The 15,393-nt window shown below is 43.7% G+C and carries 14 protein-coding genes; 7 read left to right on the top strand and 7 right to left on the bottom strand.

The window, feature by feature from the left end:
• Nucleotides 1-374 precede the first annotated feature (374 nt).
• The 5 genes from sat to K6T91_05270 all read right to left on the bottom strand — a co-directional run bounded on the left by sat (nt 375) and on the right by K6T91_05270 (nt 5,460).
• Nucleotides 375-1,595 carry a sulfate adenylyltransferase gene (sat, locus tag K6T91_05290; protein MCL6472210.1) on the bottom strand — a complete coding sequence of 407 codons (1,221 nt, stop codon included), beginning with the start codon at nt 1,593-1,595 and terminating at the stop codon, nt 375-377.
• A 318-nt stretch (nt 1,596-1,913) separates the two neighbouring features.
• Complete coding sequence (locus K6T91_05285; GenBank protein ID MCL6472209.1) at nt 1,914-2,387, bottom strand: hypothetical protein; 474 nt, start codon at nt 2,385-2,387, stop codon at nt 1,914-1,916.
• A 49-nt stretch (nt 2,388-2,436) separates the two neighbouring features.
• Nucleotides 2,437-3,411: a sulfite exporter TauE/SafE family protein gene (locus tag K6T91_05280; protein ID MCL6472208.1), complete on the bottom strand. Its 975-nt coding sequence runs from the start codon at nt 3,409-3,411 to the stop codon at nt 2,437-2,439.
• A 526-nt stretch (nt 3,412-3,937) separates the two neighbouring features.
• The gene (locus tag K6T91_05275; protein MCL6472207.1) at nt 3,938-4,429 is read right to left on the bottom strand and encodes a hypothetical protein; all 492 of its coding nucleotides are present in this window, start codon (nt 4,427-4,429) and stop codon (nt 3,938-3,940) included.
• Between the two features lie 83 nt (nt 4,430-4,512).
• Nucleotides 4,513-5,460 (bottom strand): sulfite exporter TauE/SafE family protein, encoded by a 948-nt coding sequence (locus tag K6T91_05270; GenBank protein ID MCL6472206.1) that lies wholly within the window; start codon nt 5,458-5,460, stop codon nt 4,513-4,515.
• 455 nt (nt 5,461-5,915) lie between these two features.
• Here K6T91_05270 and K6T91_05265 point away from each other — a divergent pair, with 455 nt between their 5' ends.
• The 4 genes from K6T91_05265 (at nt 5,916) to K6T91_05250 (ending at nt 9,523) form a co-directional block, all read left to right on the top strand.
• Nucleotides 5,916-6,152 (top strand): hypothetical protein, encoded by a 237-nt coding sequence (locus K6T91_05265; protein ID MCL6472205.1) that lies wholly within the window; start codon nt 5,916-5,918, stop codon nt 6,150-6,152.
• Nucleotides 6,153-6,310: 158 nt separating this feature from the next.
• Complete coding sequence (locus K6T91_05260; protein ID MCL6472204.1) at nt 6,311-7,477, top strand: sulfite exporter TauE/SafE family protein; 1,167 nt, start codon at nt 6,311-6,313, stop codon at nt 7,475-7,477.
• Between the two features lie 126 nt (nt 7,478-7,603).
• The gene (locus tag K6T91_05255; protein ID MCL6472203.1) at nt 7,604-8,500 is read left to right on the top strand and encodes a universal stress protein; all 897 of its coding nucleotides are present in this window, start codon (nt 7,604-7,606) and stop codon (nt 8,498-8,500) included.
• 165 nt (nt 8,501-8,665) lie between these two features.
• Nucleotides 8,666-9,523, top strand: coding sequence for a universal stress protein (locus tag K6T91_05250; protein MCL6472202.1), 858 nt, complete (start codon nt 8,666-8,668; stop codon nt 9,521-9,523).
• Nucleotides 9,524-9,530: 7 nt separating this feature from the next.
• Here K6T91_05250 and K6T91_05245 read toward each other — a convergent pair whose 3' ends face one another.
• Both K6T91_05245 and K6T91_05240 read right to left on the bottom strand, forming a co-directional pair.
• Nucleotides 9,531-11,036 (bottom strand): ASKHA domain-containing protein, encoded by a 1,506-nt coding sequence (locus tag K6T91_05245; protein ID MCL6472201.1) that lies wholly within the window; start codon nt 11,034-11,036, stop codon nt 9,531-9,533.
• Nucleotides 11,017-12,249, bottom strand: a complete 1,233-nt coding sequence (locus K6T91_05240; protein MCL6472200.1) for an MFS transporter — start codon at nt 12,247-12,249, stop codon at nt 11,017-11,019. The genes K6T91_05245 and K6T91_05240 overlap by 20 nt, the downstream gene beginning before the upstream one ends.
• Before the next feature lie 171 nt (nt 12,250-12,420).
• Here K6T91_05240 and cobB point away from each other — a divergent pair, with 171 nt between their 5' ends.
• From cobB to K6T91_05225, 3 genes are all read left to right on the top strand, one after another.
• Nucleotides 12,421-13,794: a hydrogenobyrinic acid a,c-diamide synthase (glutamine-hydrolyzing) gene (gene cobB, locus K6T91_05235; protein ID MCL6472199.1), complete on the top strand. Its 1,374-nt coding sequence runs from the start codon at nt 12,421-12,423 to the stop codon at nt 13,792-13,794.
• Nucleotides 13,795-14,001: 207 nt separating this feature from the next.
• On the top strand, nt 14,002-14,334 hold the full coding sequence (locus K6T91_05230) for a TusE/DsrC/DsvC family sulfur relay protein (protein MCL6472198.1): 333 nt from the start codon (nt 14,002-14,004) through the stop codon (nt 14,332-14,334).
• 334 nt (nt 14,335-14,668) lie between these two features.
• Nucleotides 14,669-15,391, top strand: coding sequence for a respiratory nitrate reductase subunit gamma (locus tag K6T91_05225; protein MCL6472197.1), 723 nt, complete (start codon nt 14,669-14,671; stop codon nt 15,389-15,391).
• Nucleotides 15,392-15,393 lie beyond the last annotated feature (2 nt).

Raw genomic sequence — 15,393 nt, 5'->3', positions numbered from 1 at the left:
ACAGAGATGGGTGAGTTGACAAATCAGAAGGTTGTTTATAAAAACTAGGCCTTGGGTGTCCCAATGCGGAAGTCAGGGATGATTATTCGCTACTGGTGGTGCTAAGCCCTGTTAGTCTCTTAAGAATTATGAATATATTATTTAGATCCCTCGGCTTCGCTCGGGATGACATTTAAAGGGTGCTGAGACCACATAGAAAAGGTAATGCCATGCCAGAATTAGGGTGCTGCATTGCGGAAGTCAGGGTTACAATTCCTGTGTAAAGGCAGCGTTCTTCGATGAGCATAATATAGAAAAGGCATGGCTCAGCTTATAAGCTGAGCCATGTATCTCTTACCCGGGACCTATCTCTATGGCCTCTGAATTCTACTATATTATTTCTCGCCCTCTGCGTATTTGTGCAATTTAACTTCTACCTTCTCTGTAAGGCTTGAATAGTACTCTCTTAGAATCTCGAGAACTTCTGGGCGGCTGAAGTGATCCGGTACCTCTTCGCCCTCAGAGAGCATCTTCCTAAGCTTGGTTCCGCTGAGAAGTAGCCTATCTTCTTTGCCGTGCGGACAGGTTCTCATTGAAGCCATACCATCGCACTTGTGGCAATAGAAGGTCCAGTCAATCTTGAGTGGTTTTGTGATAAGGGCATCCTTCGGGATCTCGTCAAAAATATGCTGAGCATCAAATGGCCCATAGTATTCACCAACACCGGCGTGGTCACGGCCAACAATAAGATGGCTGCAGCCGTAGTTCTGGCGGAAGGTTGCATGAAGGAGTGCCTCACGCGGTCCTGCATAACGCATCTCCGCCGGGTATCCTGCCTGAATAACGGTGTTTGGTACAAAGTAAAGTTCGACAAGCTTGTCGATAGCTTTTACGCGAACCTCAGCCGGAATATCACCCGGTTTTAGCTTACCAACCAGCTGGTGGATCAGGACACCGTCGGTTACCTCAATTGCGATTTTTGCTAGAAATTCGTGTGAGCGGTGCATTGGGTTTCTGAGCTGCAACGCAGCGACTGTGCTCCAGCCCCTCTCCTCGAAAGCTTTTCTTGTTTCAGCTGGGCGCATGTAAACGCCTTTAAACATCTCTGGGAAGTAGCTCTCGCTAAAGACTTTGACTTTACCTGCTAGGTTTACATCACCCTGTGCCATAACCTTCTGCACACCTGGGTGACCATCGATATCGTCAGTTCTAAACACCTGCTTGCACTCATAGACTTTGTCTATCTCGTATTTCTCGGTGATCTCCATGCTGCCCATAAGTTCGCCGGTTTCAGTGTCGACTAACGCAACTTCTTGACCCTCTTTTAAATTTTTAGCTTGCTCTTTTGAGGTGGAAAGGGTGATTGGGATAGGCCAGAAGATACCATTTTCCATCTTGTACTCATCGCAAACACCTTTCCAGTCAGCTTTGGTCATGAAACCTTCGAGTGGGGTGAAGGCACCGATACCCATCATAATAAGGTCTCCGGTTTCGCGAGAAGTCATCATGACCTTCTCAAGAGTTTGCGCCTTTTCCCATGCTTCTTTTAGCTCATCGCCTTCGAGTAGTAGCGGCTTTAACTCGCCACCGCCATGAGGGGGAACTAATTTTGACATAATACCTCCTTAAGTTGCCTTTTGAATTTTAAGCTGAAACGAATATATACGTTCAAGGTCTGTCCCGCATAATAATTTTCAAAATAATGATAATTTGAAATGGCAAGCTCTCAAAGCCAATTCAAGAAGCAAGAACATTCGGATTGTAACAAATGTTCCATAAAGCTTAGCATTAATACAGTTATTTGTCAAGTAAGTAGCAAATAAGTTTACTGGTTATAGATAAGGAAAGGCCAGCATATCGACTGTCTTAAAAACGTAAGATGGGGCAATCCAAAAAGATTGCCCCATAGCTTGTTAAGAGATTAAACAATTATGTTAGTGTCCTGCTGCAATAAGACCTGAGGCGGCACCTAGAAGGATAAGCACCTCCACAATAGCTAGAACCGCATAAACTGCATCCTTTTTCTTAAAAAGAACCGGCACGATTGCTAAATAGCAGAGAATAGTTATACCGGCCAAAAATGCGATCGGGAAAAGGTTTAGAAAATCTCCGTGTGCATAGAATTGCGTCCAGCTCCAGCCGTGGTGGATGCCGTTCTCAGAAAGCATTGTATTATATGTCTTAGCATCGCTCCACTTGCTTATAACTTCATCGATTGATATTTTCGGAGGCAGTATACCTGAAGCATAAATAATGAAAGACAAGACAATGCCGACAAGACCTATTTTCATGCAAATATCCAGGATTTTTGAATATAAAAGCTGCTCTTCAGTAGCGCTAACTGAAACTTTTTCAGGCGCGCCTAAAGCTACGCTTTCTTGCTTACTAACCTCTGTCGTCTTAGCCATATTAACACCTCCTGGCAAAATGTATCAGTTAATCGAAAATACTGACCCCTTATTTCATAATGTGTAGGCCCTTAAGTATAGAAGTTGAGCCTGAAACGATAAGAATAAATATGACGATGATTTTGATTATGTTTGGTTTGGTTTTAGTGAGCAGCTTAACTCCGATAAATGAGCCTAACATGATCCCTATTATCGATGGGACAATAATCATTGGTATTGCGGCTCCACTATTAATATAGACCCATGCTGCAGAAGTATCGGTTATGGAAAGCAAAAATTTACTGGTTGCGACCGATATCTTTAGCGGAGCACCCATCAAGAGGTTAAGAACCGGTACATTTGCCCATCCGGCTCCGAGGCCAAACATTCCGGCAAGTAAACCTATAAAGATAAAAGTGAAAAGCCCCGTTGGGGTCCTATGAATTTTCCAATCGATGCTTTGATTGGTTGTAGGCTCATGATAAACACCGGTAATCTTAAGGGCTGTTGATAGTTTATCGGCCTTTTTAACTTCAGGAAACTCCGACTTCTTAGCCATTAACATTATAAGAACGATGGCTAAGATTACGACGCCTAGGCTGACCTGTATAATGTCTTTGCCGCCGGGTAGTTTTGAGACCCAGAGCCCCAGCATGGCGCCGCCAATAGAGCCCGCAGATGCTATTAAAGCAACCGGTATAGCCAGACGAAGATCGGCAAGTCCTTTCTTAAGCAAACCCGGCCCGGCTGCAAGCGCACCGGATAAAGCCACCAATAAGCCGGCAGCACGAACAAAATCCATGCCAAATGGGAAGAAGCTACCTACTATGGGCGTGAAAAGAACCCCACCGCCAACTCCTCCGAGTACGGCGACTATACCCATAGCAAGAGTAACGACAAATAGTAGTAAAGGCCAAATCCACCACACTGTCGTTGATGAGTTTGCCGCTGAGCTGTTGCTTGAGGCAAACACAGGTTGTGCTAAAACCATTAAAAATATGAAGGCGGTAAACAAGGTAGAGAGTACTGTTATTCTGCGCGTCATTGATCATCCTTCCTCTTATTTTTTGTTTGGACGCCTACTACCGTGCTTGTGATTTTAAGCATACGCATCGCTTCTAGTGCTTGCCCAAGATATCTCTGGTTAAGATATCCTCTGGTTAAGATATCTCTTCATGCAAAATAGTGATGTGAGTTAAACGTTATGCTGCACCATGCTCCTACCGCACCATGCAGAACGATACCATTGGTATAAACCATTGGGTTTATACATGTATATGCATGCGTTTTGTGCTGGCACAGGCGATTATTTAATTTCGTTTCAGGCGGTAGTAATAAAGTCCAACTTGAAATTGGTGCTAGGTTTACCTAGCGCCTGGGGCATTCTTGAATGTCTTACGTGTCTTGGCTGCCTATGCTTTTCAAACAAGCTGGCACAGCTCCACAGCGCAATAGTATCTGGTTATGCGTAGGCGGTACCCAAAAAACCTGATAAACAATACTAATTGCGGTGTTCTTGTTTATTGTTGGTCTTATAGGCAGCCAAGCGCATACCTAGATATTCTACTCAATTATTCTCCTATATGAACAATGCCGGAAGCTGCAAATAAAAGCACGATAACCTCTAAAAGGGCTATAGTCGTATAAGTTATATCTTTTTTGCGTAATAGTTTTGGTATTATCGCTAGATAACAAACAATACTTATCAGCCCAAGGATTGCAACTCCAAAGAAATTAAGCATATCTCCATAATGATACATTCCAACCCATGACCATCCTGGATGAAGCCCCACAGTCTTCATAAACTCGCCTGATGGAAGTTGCCAGTATTTTGGAACATCAGAAAGTGGCATTTTGGGAGCAACAATCCCTGAAAGATAAACTATAAAAGCAACTATTATCCCCGCTAAGCCAATTTTGCGCCCGTTTCCAAGAATGCTGGCATAAATCATCTGCTCCTCGGTAGCTCCGGGCGTACGGCCTTTAGATGATAATGTCTTCGCTTCTACTTGGGACACTGTTTTATCAGACAAATTTTTTGCTTTACTTGGTGAAACAGCCATACAACCTCCTATCTGCTGAATTCTTATTCTGCACCAAGCGATATTAAATTTTCGCTATGCGTGCATATCATATTGACAGGCTCTTATATGCCAAAGCCTTTAAGGAAAGCCCTTAATCCTGATAAAAACAACATTGCTATGACTGCATATCTAATTGCTGAAGGTTTCGCTTTTGCTAAAAGTTTGGCTCCGACAAAAGCCCCAATCATCATACCGATAATCGAAGGGGCTACAACAAGTGGCAATATTGCTCCTTTGTTTATATAGACCCATGCTGCAGAAGTATCGGTTATTGATAGTAAAAAACTGCTAGTTGCCACTGATAGTTTAAGCGGTGCACCCATTACCAGATTTAAAACAGGAACATTTGCCCAGCCAGCACCAAGGCCAAACATTCCGGCCATAAATCCAATTAGAGCAAATAATGCTAATCCGACGGGGGTGCGGTGAATCTTCCAGTCGATATCCTGCTTAGTCGAATCCTCATGGTAAATACCGGTGATCCTTAGGGCTGTCGAGAGCGAATCTGGCGTTTTAACCGCCGGGTACTCAGATTTTTTAGCCAAAATCATAACTACAACGATAGCCAGGATGACTCCTCCAAGGCCAAGCTGTACGATCCTTTGTGGCAGTGCAAGACCTACCGCCGCACCCACAATTGAAAATATAGATGCTATAAGGGCGACGGGCATTGCCAATCTAAGGTCTGCGAGTCCCTTCTTGAGAAGACCCGGTCCGGCTGCAAGCGAACCCGAGAGGGCGATCATTAAGCCTGCACCTCTAACAAAGTCCAGGTGAAACGGAAAAAAGCTGCTTACGATGGGTACAAAAAGAACCCCGCCTCCTACACCTGCGGGGATTGCTACAATTCCCATAACAAAAGTAAGCACAAACAATGCCAAGGGCCAGACCCACCAGGGTGTTCCTTGAACAGGGCTGTCGATTGGCCCTGAAGCTGCCACGACGGCGCTTGCAATTAATAAAACTAAAATGAAGGCGGTTACAAAAACAACTACTACTCTTTTACTCAAATCTAATACTCCCTCCTTCCTGAGATTGTTGATTTTGCCCTACATGTATTTGAGCACGTACAGTAGAAAACCACATCGGGGCGATTGCTAAAAACTTATCAAGAATAATGCGTAGCAAAATTTTTATTATGGTCCGCGTTATGCCTCGGCAGGTATTGGGGTATAACGATAAGTAGTGGTGGTGGTATAGCTATTACCATAATAGAGCATAACTTAGTACAAAATTAGGAGTTAAACTTGTTTCCAATAGATGGGTAATTACGTAAACCATTGACGAAATTACCCATAGTGCTAATATGAAATTAGGCCAGTACGCTGAAGGAAGAATTCTTTGACAAACGCCTTCATGCAATACCGCAATTACACTAGCCAAATAGATTAGTAAATTCTAGGAATTTAAGCCCTAAGTAAAGGAGAGTGATGATACTAATACAGTAGGAAAGGAGGTTGGAAGTATGGCAAACGCCAAAAGCGGTAAGAAGCCCATTGCAAAGGCATTACTTTTTGGAATTGCATCTATAGCGTTGTATGTGGCTGTATTTGCGAATGAGAATTTCGTAAGGGAGACATGGGCGAAAGGTGGAGCATATGCGGTTTTACCGCTAATCACTGTTTTTATATTCTCGTTTGTTCACGGGAATTTTGCGGACAGCCTAATGGCCTCATTTGGGCTCGTTGCAAAGAAGAAATAGCGAACTGATCTTTTAAAATTTCATAAAGGGCATGGAAAGGCATTTAGGCCTTGCGCAAGAGGATGAGCAGATGCCAAGTAAGAAAGTTCACATTAGCGATTAATTAAATCGTTTGCTCAACCAATTCTGTTAAGTAAATAGTGAAAGAAGGGTGATCTATGTCACGACGGAAAATTATCATCCCTGCGCTATTAGCAATATTAATGCTTCTGCTGTTATCAGCACCGGCATTAGCTACCGGTGAGGCAGTTACAGCGTTCAAGGGGAATAAGTTCATTGAACTTACTATTTTTAATGCGGTGTTCTTGTTTATTGTTGGTTTTATAGGTGGATTGGTAAGTGGCTTTATCGGCTCGGGAGGCGCTTTTGTTTTAACTCCTGCAATGATGAGTCTTGGCGTACCTGGACTTGTCGCAGTCGCGAGCAACATGTGCCACAAGTTCCCAAAAGCTTTAGTCGGTGCAATTAAGCGTCACAAGTATGGACAGGTCGATCTAAAGCTGGGATTGACTTTAGGTATTTCAGCATCAGTTGGCGTAGAACTCGGTATTAAGATTCAAAAATACATACAACATATGTGGGGAGAAGCAGGCTCAAATCTATATGTTAGCTTTGCTTTTCTTGTCATACTTATAACAGTAGGCAGCTATGTTTTCTACGACGCCTGGAAAACAAAAAAACAAACTGGACCAGCTCCACAACCTCGGTTGGCTCTAGCTCTGCAAAAACTAAACATCCCTCCAATGATGCACTTCAAAACTGCAAACCTTAAGATATCTATGTGGATAACTGTACCAGTTGGTCTTGCAACCGGTCTTCTTGCAGCAACGATTGCGGTTGGAGGGTTTATTGGCGTACCGGGAATGATGTATGTAATTGGTGCATCAAGTCTGGTAGCGTCCGCAACAGAGCTAGTTATCGCATTTGTAATGGGTTTTGTCGGCTCGACGGAATGGGCGTTGGTAGGCAATATAGATATCAGGCTGGTCCTATTAATTCTTGCCGGATCGCTTTTTGGTGTACAACTGGGTGCTTTGGGTACCACTTATGTAAAGGACTATATGATAAAGGTCGTAATGGGTACAATTATGTTAATAGTTGCCTTTAGTAGGGGATTTGCTATTCCAAAGTATACCAACCAGCTTGGCTTAACCAGCATATCAAAAGATTTAGTGCCTACCCTTAGCAGCATAAGCTTCTACATAATGGCATTTGCCCTTGCACTTGGTGCAACGATTATCTTGGGCAGCATGATAAAAGCGATGCGACATAAGCCGGCAGTAAAACCAGAACCTGTTAGGGGTCTAGAGAAGGCCGTTAACTAATAATCAACTAATAATCAAGCAGTCAGCTGTCAGCGACCAGCGTCTAGCTTAAGCCGTAGGAAGAATCAAAAGCCGATAGCTAAAAGCTGATGGCTGATAGCTATATGAAAAAGGAAGCTGGTTATTATGAATATGACTACTATGGGTAGATTAATTGCCATGAAAAGGGTGAGGAATATCTTACTATTAGTTGCCATCGACGGTTCGGAGTCCAGCAAAAACGCACTTAGACAGAGCATACGATTTGCGCGAGATCACCATTGCGGTGTAACCGCCGTAACAGTTATTCCTTCATATGAAGGAGATATAGACCTTATAGGAGTTCGTAACATTAGGGAAGCATTTAAAGAGCCGGGAGAAAAGGTTCTGGAGGAAGCCAGAAAAATAGCAACTCAAGAAGGCGTTGAAATCTACACTTTCTTAGAAGAGGGAAATATCCATGAGGCCATAATCGATGTAGCTCAATCGAGAGATTGCGATCTCATTGTTATGGGCAGAAGGGGTCTTACGGGAATCGAAAGAGTCCTTATGGGAAGTGTTACTGCAAGGGTTATAGGCTACAGCCCGATCGATGTGCTTGTTATGCCGGAGAAGAGCGTAATAAAATGGGGTAAGATATTGCTTGCTGTAGATGGCTCAAAGTACAGCGATGTCGCTGCAAGTAGAGCCATAACCTTCGCTCAAACGTATGGAAGGACACTTGATATTCTCTCTGTTGTTGACGTGCCGCCAGAGGCATACGGCGAAGCGCCAGATTTTGTAGATAAGATGGTAGAAAAGGCAAGGGAAATTGCCGAAACTGTAGAAAACACTGCGAAGGTTGCGAAAATCAGCGCAACATCATTCGTCAGGGACGGAGACGCTCCCGAGAAAATTCTGGATCTCGCCAAGAAGCTAGAATCGGATGTTATCGTTATGGGAAGTCATGGCCACACAGGGCTCAAGAGACTGCTTATGGGTAGCGTAACTGAAAGAGTTATTGGACATGCGCCGTGCCCTGTCCTGGTTGTTAAATCAAGTTAGAGGGTATTAAAAAATATCGACAGGAAAGTTTATAAATAGGCTCATTCCCGGTTATTATAGGAATGAGCCTATTTTGTTATTTATAAGCGGTTGAAGGAATAACGTCGCAGGGGAGTCGATTAGCTTTGGCTCGTATTTTCAATCTCCTTAAGGAGGCCAGATAAAGTGAGCAAGTACAAAAATATCCTTGTTGCGTTTGATGGGTCTGATTCCAGCAAGAACGCACTCAAACAGATATTGGGGATGGCAAAGGTAGAGGGTTTTAGGGCTACTGCCGTTACAGTGATACATGCCAACGATAGCGAAGCAGAAGCGTCACGAATAAGAAACGCAAAAGAAGCATCGGTGACTCCAGGCAAAGCTGTTTATACAAACTCTGTAAAACTTGTCATAGAAGAAAACGGAGACTCAGTGCAAACCATTCTTGAAGAAGGAATAGTGCACAAGGCGATCATTGATGTTGCCGAGAACCGTTCATGTGATTTAATTGTCATGGGCAGGCGGAAATTACCAAGAATTGAGAGAGCCCTTATCGGGAGTGTTACAGCACAGGTTCTAAGACATAGCCCCATCGATGTTCTTGTAATGCAAAGAAGCAGCAGCCTTGGTTGGAGAAAAATACTTTTGGCAACCGATGGATCGCACTATAGCCAGGTCGCTGCGCAAAGAGCGCTAGAGATAGCCCAGGAGCACGGGGGAGAATTAAACGTTGTGTCTGTAATCGATACGACAGATGCTTTCTATACCGAGATGCCTGGAAATTTAGGAAAGATGGGAGACCGCGCTCATCTTAATATAGAGCATGTCAGGCAACTTGCCGAATCAATGGACGTTAAAATCAACGCCTTCATCAGGGAGGGTGATCCGCATAAAGAAATAATCCGGATTGCCGACGAACTTAAGGTTGATGTCATATGTATGGGCACTCATGGAAGAACAGGACTGACTAGAATAATCATGGGAAGTGTAGCAGAGCAGGCTTTAGCAAACGCACCTTGCTCCGTGTTGGTGGTTAAGGCTTAGGAAAGCGCTAATGTCCTCCATCGAGATATTTTGCGGATCTAAAAATCGACATAAATGCCGGGTGGATGTTGAGTTCGAGGTATGTGATTTTCTCAGCTATCCTGTTAGCGTCGTTTATCTTTCCTGCGTTTAAAAGAACCTCTTTGGCGCCTTTTAGTGACCCGTTACCAAGTTGGACAAATCGCTCGGTAGGAAGCTTTGGATAGAGACCGATTGCTTTTGATGATTCAATCGATAAGTGAATTCCAAACGAGCCTGCCGTATATACTCTATCGATTGAATTGATATCTAAACCAACACTATCTAATAATATGGTGAGAGCGGCTACCATGGCTGCTTTGGTACGCATTACATTTTGTATATCTTTTTCAGATATGTAAATAAGCGGAATTCCACGCGTTTTGTCGGCATATCTTATTATATAAGCGGGCTTGTTGTTAATTAGTTGCCAGCGATCGGTGTTTTTCTCAAGGATAAAATGCCCCGTTGTATCCAGCAAACCGGCATTATAAAGGGCGGCGATGGCATCTATAAGCCCAGAACCGCATAGGCCGGTCGGCTCTATGTCGCCAATCACGCTATATGATGGTTCAAGGGTGGCTTTATCTATATTGACACGATCGATCGCTCCTGGCTCAGCGCGCTTTGCACACTCTGCCACACCTCCCTCAAGGGCAGGCCCTGCTGCTCCCGCTCCGGCAAGCAGCCATTCATTATTGCCGAGTATCATCTCGCCGTTGGTTCCAATGTCTAATAAAAGTGATATTTCGTCGCGCTCATCGATTCCGGCCGATAATGCCCCAGCAACTAAATCCCCCCCAAGAAAACTGCCTACGCTTGGAAAAATGTAAACGGCAGCATTGGGCATGATATTTAATCCCAAATCTTTAGCAGCAAACATGGGTACTTTCGCCAAGACAGGTGCATAGGGCTCTCGGCGGATTGGCGATGGGTCAAGTCCCAGCAGCAAGTGGGTCATTGAAGTGTTGCCGGCGGCACAAATTGCCGAGACTTGATTCACATCGATATTGGCAATATCGCATACTTTAGCGATTAACCCGTTAATAGTATCAAGAAGGGTTTGGTGTAGTTTACTAAGCCCACCCTGGCTTGAAAAATGAAGGCGCGTAAGTAAGTCTTCTCCGTAAACAACCTGGCCGTTAATATCGCCTGCGGCTGCCAATGATTTTCCTTTATGCAGATCGACCAGTTCGGCGGCCACCACGGTTGTCCCGATGTCCACAGCGATACCGAAATGAGAATCTGCGGTGTTACCCGACTCGATGTTGATAATTTTAATGGTGTCGCCGTCTGTGAACAAAGTAGCAGTAATGTCTCCGCCATTAGTTCTTAAGATTCTTGCAATATCTCTAAGAAGGTCCAAAGGCCAAATAATATTTTTGGTATCAAAGTTTTCGCCTAAAGCGATGTTGACCCGCTCGGCATCGCCGACATTATTATCCAGTGAGGGGGTTGCAACCCTAAGAAATTTCTTAATCGTTAACGCTGACATATTCAACTATGCCCCCTGTTTCTTTAGTTTTTGCTTTAATCTTAGACTTCCCGGGTAACCCCAGAGCAAAAGCAGCCGCTATTATGGGAAGCATACTTACAAATCCAATAGCTTGAGGCAATCCAAATATGGATGCCACATGGCCGACTATACCGATGCCAATTCCACCAAGGCCCAATCCAAAGCCCATTGATATACTTGAAGCTGTCGCCTTACTATTCGGGAAAATTTCTTGAGCTGCAACTACCGTAACGGAAAATGGAGCAAGAAGGCATAGTCCGGCTAAAATCAGAAACAATACTTTTACAAAACCGCTTGTGACCAAAAAAAGCCACAGGAAAGGAACCGATGCGGAAAGAGAGCCTGCAATTACAGGTTTTCGACCAAGCCTATCGGAAAGGAATCCGCCAATAAGTCCTCCGACAGCGCCGGATAGCATAAGAATAGAAACGTAACCGCCGGCGGATACAGGAGAGAAACCCTGGTCGTGAAGAAGCTTTGGCAGATAAGTTGTAAGGCTAAAAAAAGCAAATGAGCGAAATGCAACCGTGCCGAGAAGGCTAGTAAAGGCAAGCGGGTTTGCCTTTACGCTTGTACTGAAGGACTCGGATCTAGCGCGCTTGTTTGCTTTAACTGGCGGCGCAGTAAAAAATAATATTATTGATATGATTATTGCAGGTACCGCAAGGAAAAGCGTTGAGGATAGACCGAAAGCAAGCGCAACGGGAACGACTACAAGCGGCATGATTGATATGCCAATATTGCCCCCCAGAACAAAAATCGACATGGTAGATCCCCGCCGCTCTTTTCGTACAGTCCCTACGATTGAAGATGATGGAGGGTGGAAAGCGGCGACTCCAAGCCCGGCAATCGCTATGCAAAGCGCAAGAATTGCATAATTATGGATGATTCCGACTAAGGACATAAACGAACCGGCGATGAATGGCCCCATAAAAATGAAGAACCGGCTGCCAATGCGATCGGTAAACAGGCCAAATGCAAGCTGTGAAAGAGATGATGTTACCGAAAAGATTGTCGATAATAAGCCAGCCTCGGCAATGTTCATACCAAGAACAGGCATCATAAGCGGGATAAGGGGCGGGTATAGGCTCATATACGAGTCATTAATTATATGGGCAACTGTAAGCAGCGCTATAACTCTACTGTTTGTATGTTTTTCTGATTCGGATATTGTTATTGCGTTGGCATCCAATCGATTAATCATCCCTAAAATAAAATATAAATAGAGTATAGGAAGACGGCTTGATATTGTCTATTGCAAAACTATAGTATACCGTTGCTTATATTCTTATAATAGAAGGTGTTATGTTGGATAAGTAACAATTTACTTATCCGCCTATTTAAAACAAAGGAGAGAAAATTTTTGACTCTACCACGCGTGGTAATTTCTGCTCCGCATAGGAGTTCAGGTAAAACCACTTTGACAATAGGGCTATGTGCCGCTTTGGCGGAATCAGGTTTTAAAGTGCAGCCTTTTAAGAAAGGCCCGGATTACATAGATCCAATGTGGCATACCACAGCGACGGGCAGGAATTGCCGAAATCTCGATTTCTTCATGATGGGTGAAGAAAACATCAGAATGTCTTTTCTGATGAACGCATCTGATGCAGATATAAGTATTATAGAAGGCAATATGGGTCTATACGACGGCATGGAGGTCGATGGTAGAGGAAGTACGGCCGATTTAGCGCGGCTCCTCAAGGTTCCAGTTATATTAATCCTGGATACAAGCAATATGACTCGAAGTGTTGCGCCGCTTATCCAGGGCTTTAAGAATTTTGAACCGGATATATATATTGCGGGGATAATACTAAATAAAGTTTCAGGCTCAAGACACGAGTCTAAACTTAGGGCCGCAATTGAACGCTATTGTGACGTTGAAGTGGTAGGCGCAGTACCAAATTCCTCAGAAATAGGCCTTGTCCAGAGGCATCTGGGCTTGAAGCCTGCCAGGGAAGATGAAAAAGCGGTTGCGGTTATAAACTCAGTAGCCGAGTTGGTAAAAAACTATGTCGACCTGGAGAAACTTATTCAGATTGCAAGAACGGCTCCGGAATTGCCTTCTATAGAGGGGCTCGATTTAATAAAACCAAAACCAAAACCCGCGGTTAAAATTGGTATAGCAATGGATCAAGCGTTTACATTCTATTACCCGGAAAATATTGATGCGCTTGAGATGGCAGGGGCTGAACTAATCCCGTTCAGCCCTCTTAGAGATAAGCAGCTTCCAGCCATAAATGGCTTGTATATTGGAGGCGGGTTTCCAGAGGTATTCATGGATGAACTTGAGTCGAATACGTCTATTCGTGAAGAAATAAAGAAAGCTATTGGAGACGGTATGCCTGTTTATGCAGAGTGCGGCGGTCTTATGTACCTAGCCAGAGGTATATCGTGGAACGGCAAGACACGAGAAATGGTTGGTGGACTACCGTGTGATATATTTATGCATAAGAAGCCGAAAGGACATGGATACGTAAGACTTAAGACGACAGGTGACAGCTGGCTTACGTCTGACTTAGAAGTAAAAGGGCATGAGTTTCATTACTCAGAGGTTAAAAATCTTAGTGACGTGAGGTTTGCATACAGAGTACTGCGAGGCAAGGGCGTGGATGGCTTAAACGATGGCATTGTATATAAAAATGTGCTGGCTTCATATACTCATCTGCATAGTGCCGGTTTTCCCATTTGGGCCGAAAAATTTATAGCTTATGTTAAAGATAAAGGTTATGGCTTTTGACATAGTTTGTGATACAAAAACTAATGCTAGTGAGTCTATTTAATATAGCAAAAACTTGAAAATTTATTCGCTATATACTTGACAAAAGGTAGGATAACTGTTAAGCTCATCGTAACATTTGGTACAAACTTCTTACCTGAAGGGCGAGGATATAAACCACTCCGTGATCAAGTAACAATAAAGCATCTAAAATAGGGAGGTATCTTTATGGGCTTTGAGTTTAATGGAAAGATGTATGAGACAGATGATGATGGCTACCTGGTAAATCTAGATGACTGGAATGAAGAGGTAGCTAACTACATCGCTCAGCAAGAGGGCATTGAGATGACCGAGGCTCACTGGGAGGTAGTCAACTTCCTTAGAGACTACTACAGAGAGTACAAAATCGCTCCAATGATCAAGATCTTGATCAAAGAAATGAAGAAGATGTTTGGTCCGGAGAAAGGCAACAACGCTTATCTCTATCAGCTTTATCCAGCTGGCCCAGCTCTTCAGGCTTGCAAGATCGCCGGACTACCAAAACCGACTGGCTGCGTATAAGCAACAGATCTTAGTTTTGAATGCTTAATATATAGATAGACCGACCTTTAGATTTTTAAAGTGGTCGGTCTCTATATAGGAATGCAGGTCCCCGCGAGTGAGAGCGTGAAAACCGCCTTTAGCAGGAGTCGGTATGCAACCTGCTAAATAGGGAGAATTTATCTCGAAGCAAGCAAGAGGTTGTAAAGCGCACAGCAAGGACATCTCTTGCCAAGAACTTAACAGCAAAACAAGCGGCGCAATCCGGAGTTTTGCTAAAGGCGGCTATTCTTTTGGTCAATATCAGTCAATATCAGTAGGACATAGTGTTCTGAAGAACAAAAAGGGAAGAGATATGAACGTGATATCATTGTTCTACACTGCGTTTGCTTATGTGGCTATCGCCATATTTTTAGTCGGATTCCTTTCGAGAATTATTAAATATGCAAAGACACCTTCACCGCTAAACATTACTCTAACGCCTGGTCCAACTACAAGAGCTGGTGCTGTCTATAGAGTGGTTCAAGAGGTAGGTGTCTTTAAAAGTCTATTCTACAGCAACAGGATAATTTGGCTGGGTGGGTACATAATGCATCTTGGCCTGGCTCTTGTCTTGATAAAGCATTTAAGGTTTTTCTTTACCCCAGCTCCGGCTTCACTGGCTTGGATCACAACTTTTGAGGCCTATGCGGGCTTTATTTTCTTTGTACCGCTTATATTCCTATTTCTTTTAAGACTGATTACGGATAGGACGTTTTATATATCATTGCTGACGGACTACATCATATTAGTTCTTTTGATGCTTATAGCGGCGACCGGTATCCTTACAAAGTATTATGTAAGGACCGATATAATTGGCGTTAAGGAATATATAATGGGCATAGTGTCGTTTAGTCCTACAGCGATGCCGATGGATATTATATTCATCACGCACTTTACATTGGTAATGCTGCTACTTATCTATTTTCCGTTTAGCAAACTTATGCATGCAGGCGGAATATTCTTTAGCCCAACAAGGACACAGGTTGATGAACCCAGGGAAGTCAGGCACGTAAATCCATGGGCTGTGAAAGGATAGTG

It is taken from the genome of Bacillota bacterium, from assembly GCA_023511485.1.
Lineage (GTDB): Bacteria > Actinomycetota > Aquicultoria > Aquicultorales > Aquicultoraceae > CADDYS01.
Note: the sequence above shows the minus strand (reverse complement) of the source record. Positions and strands in the feature narration are given on the sequence as shown.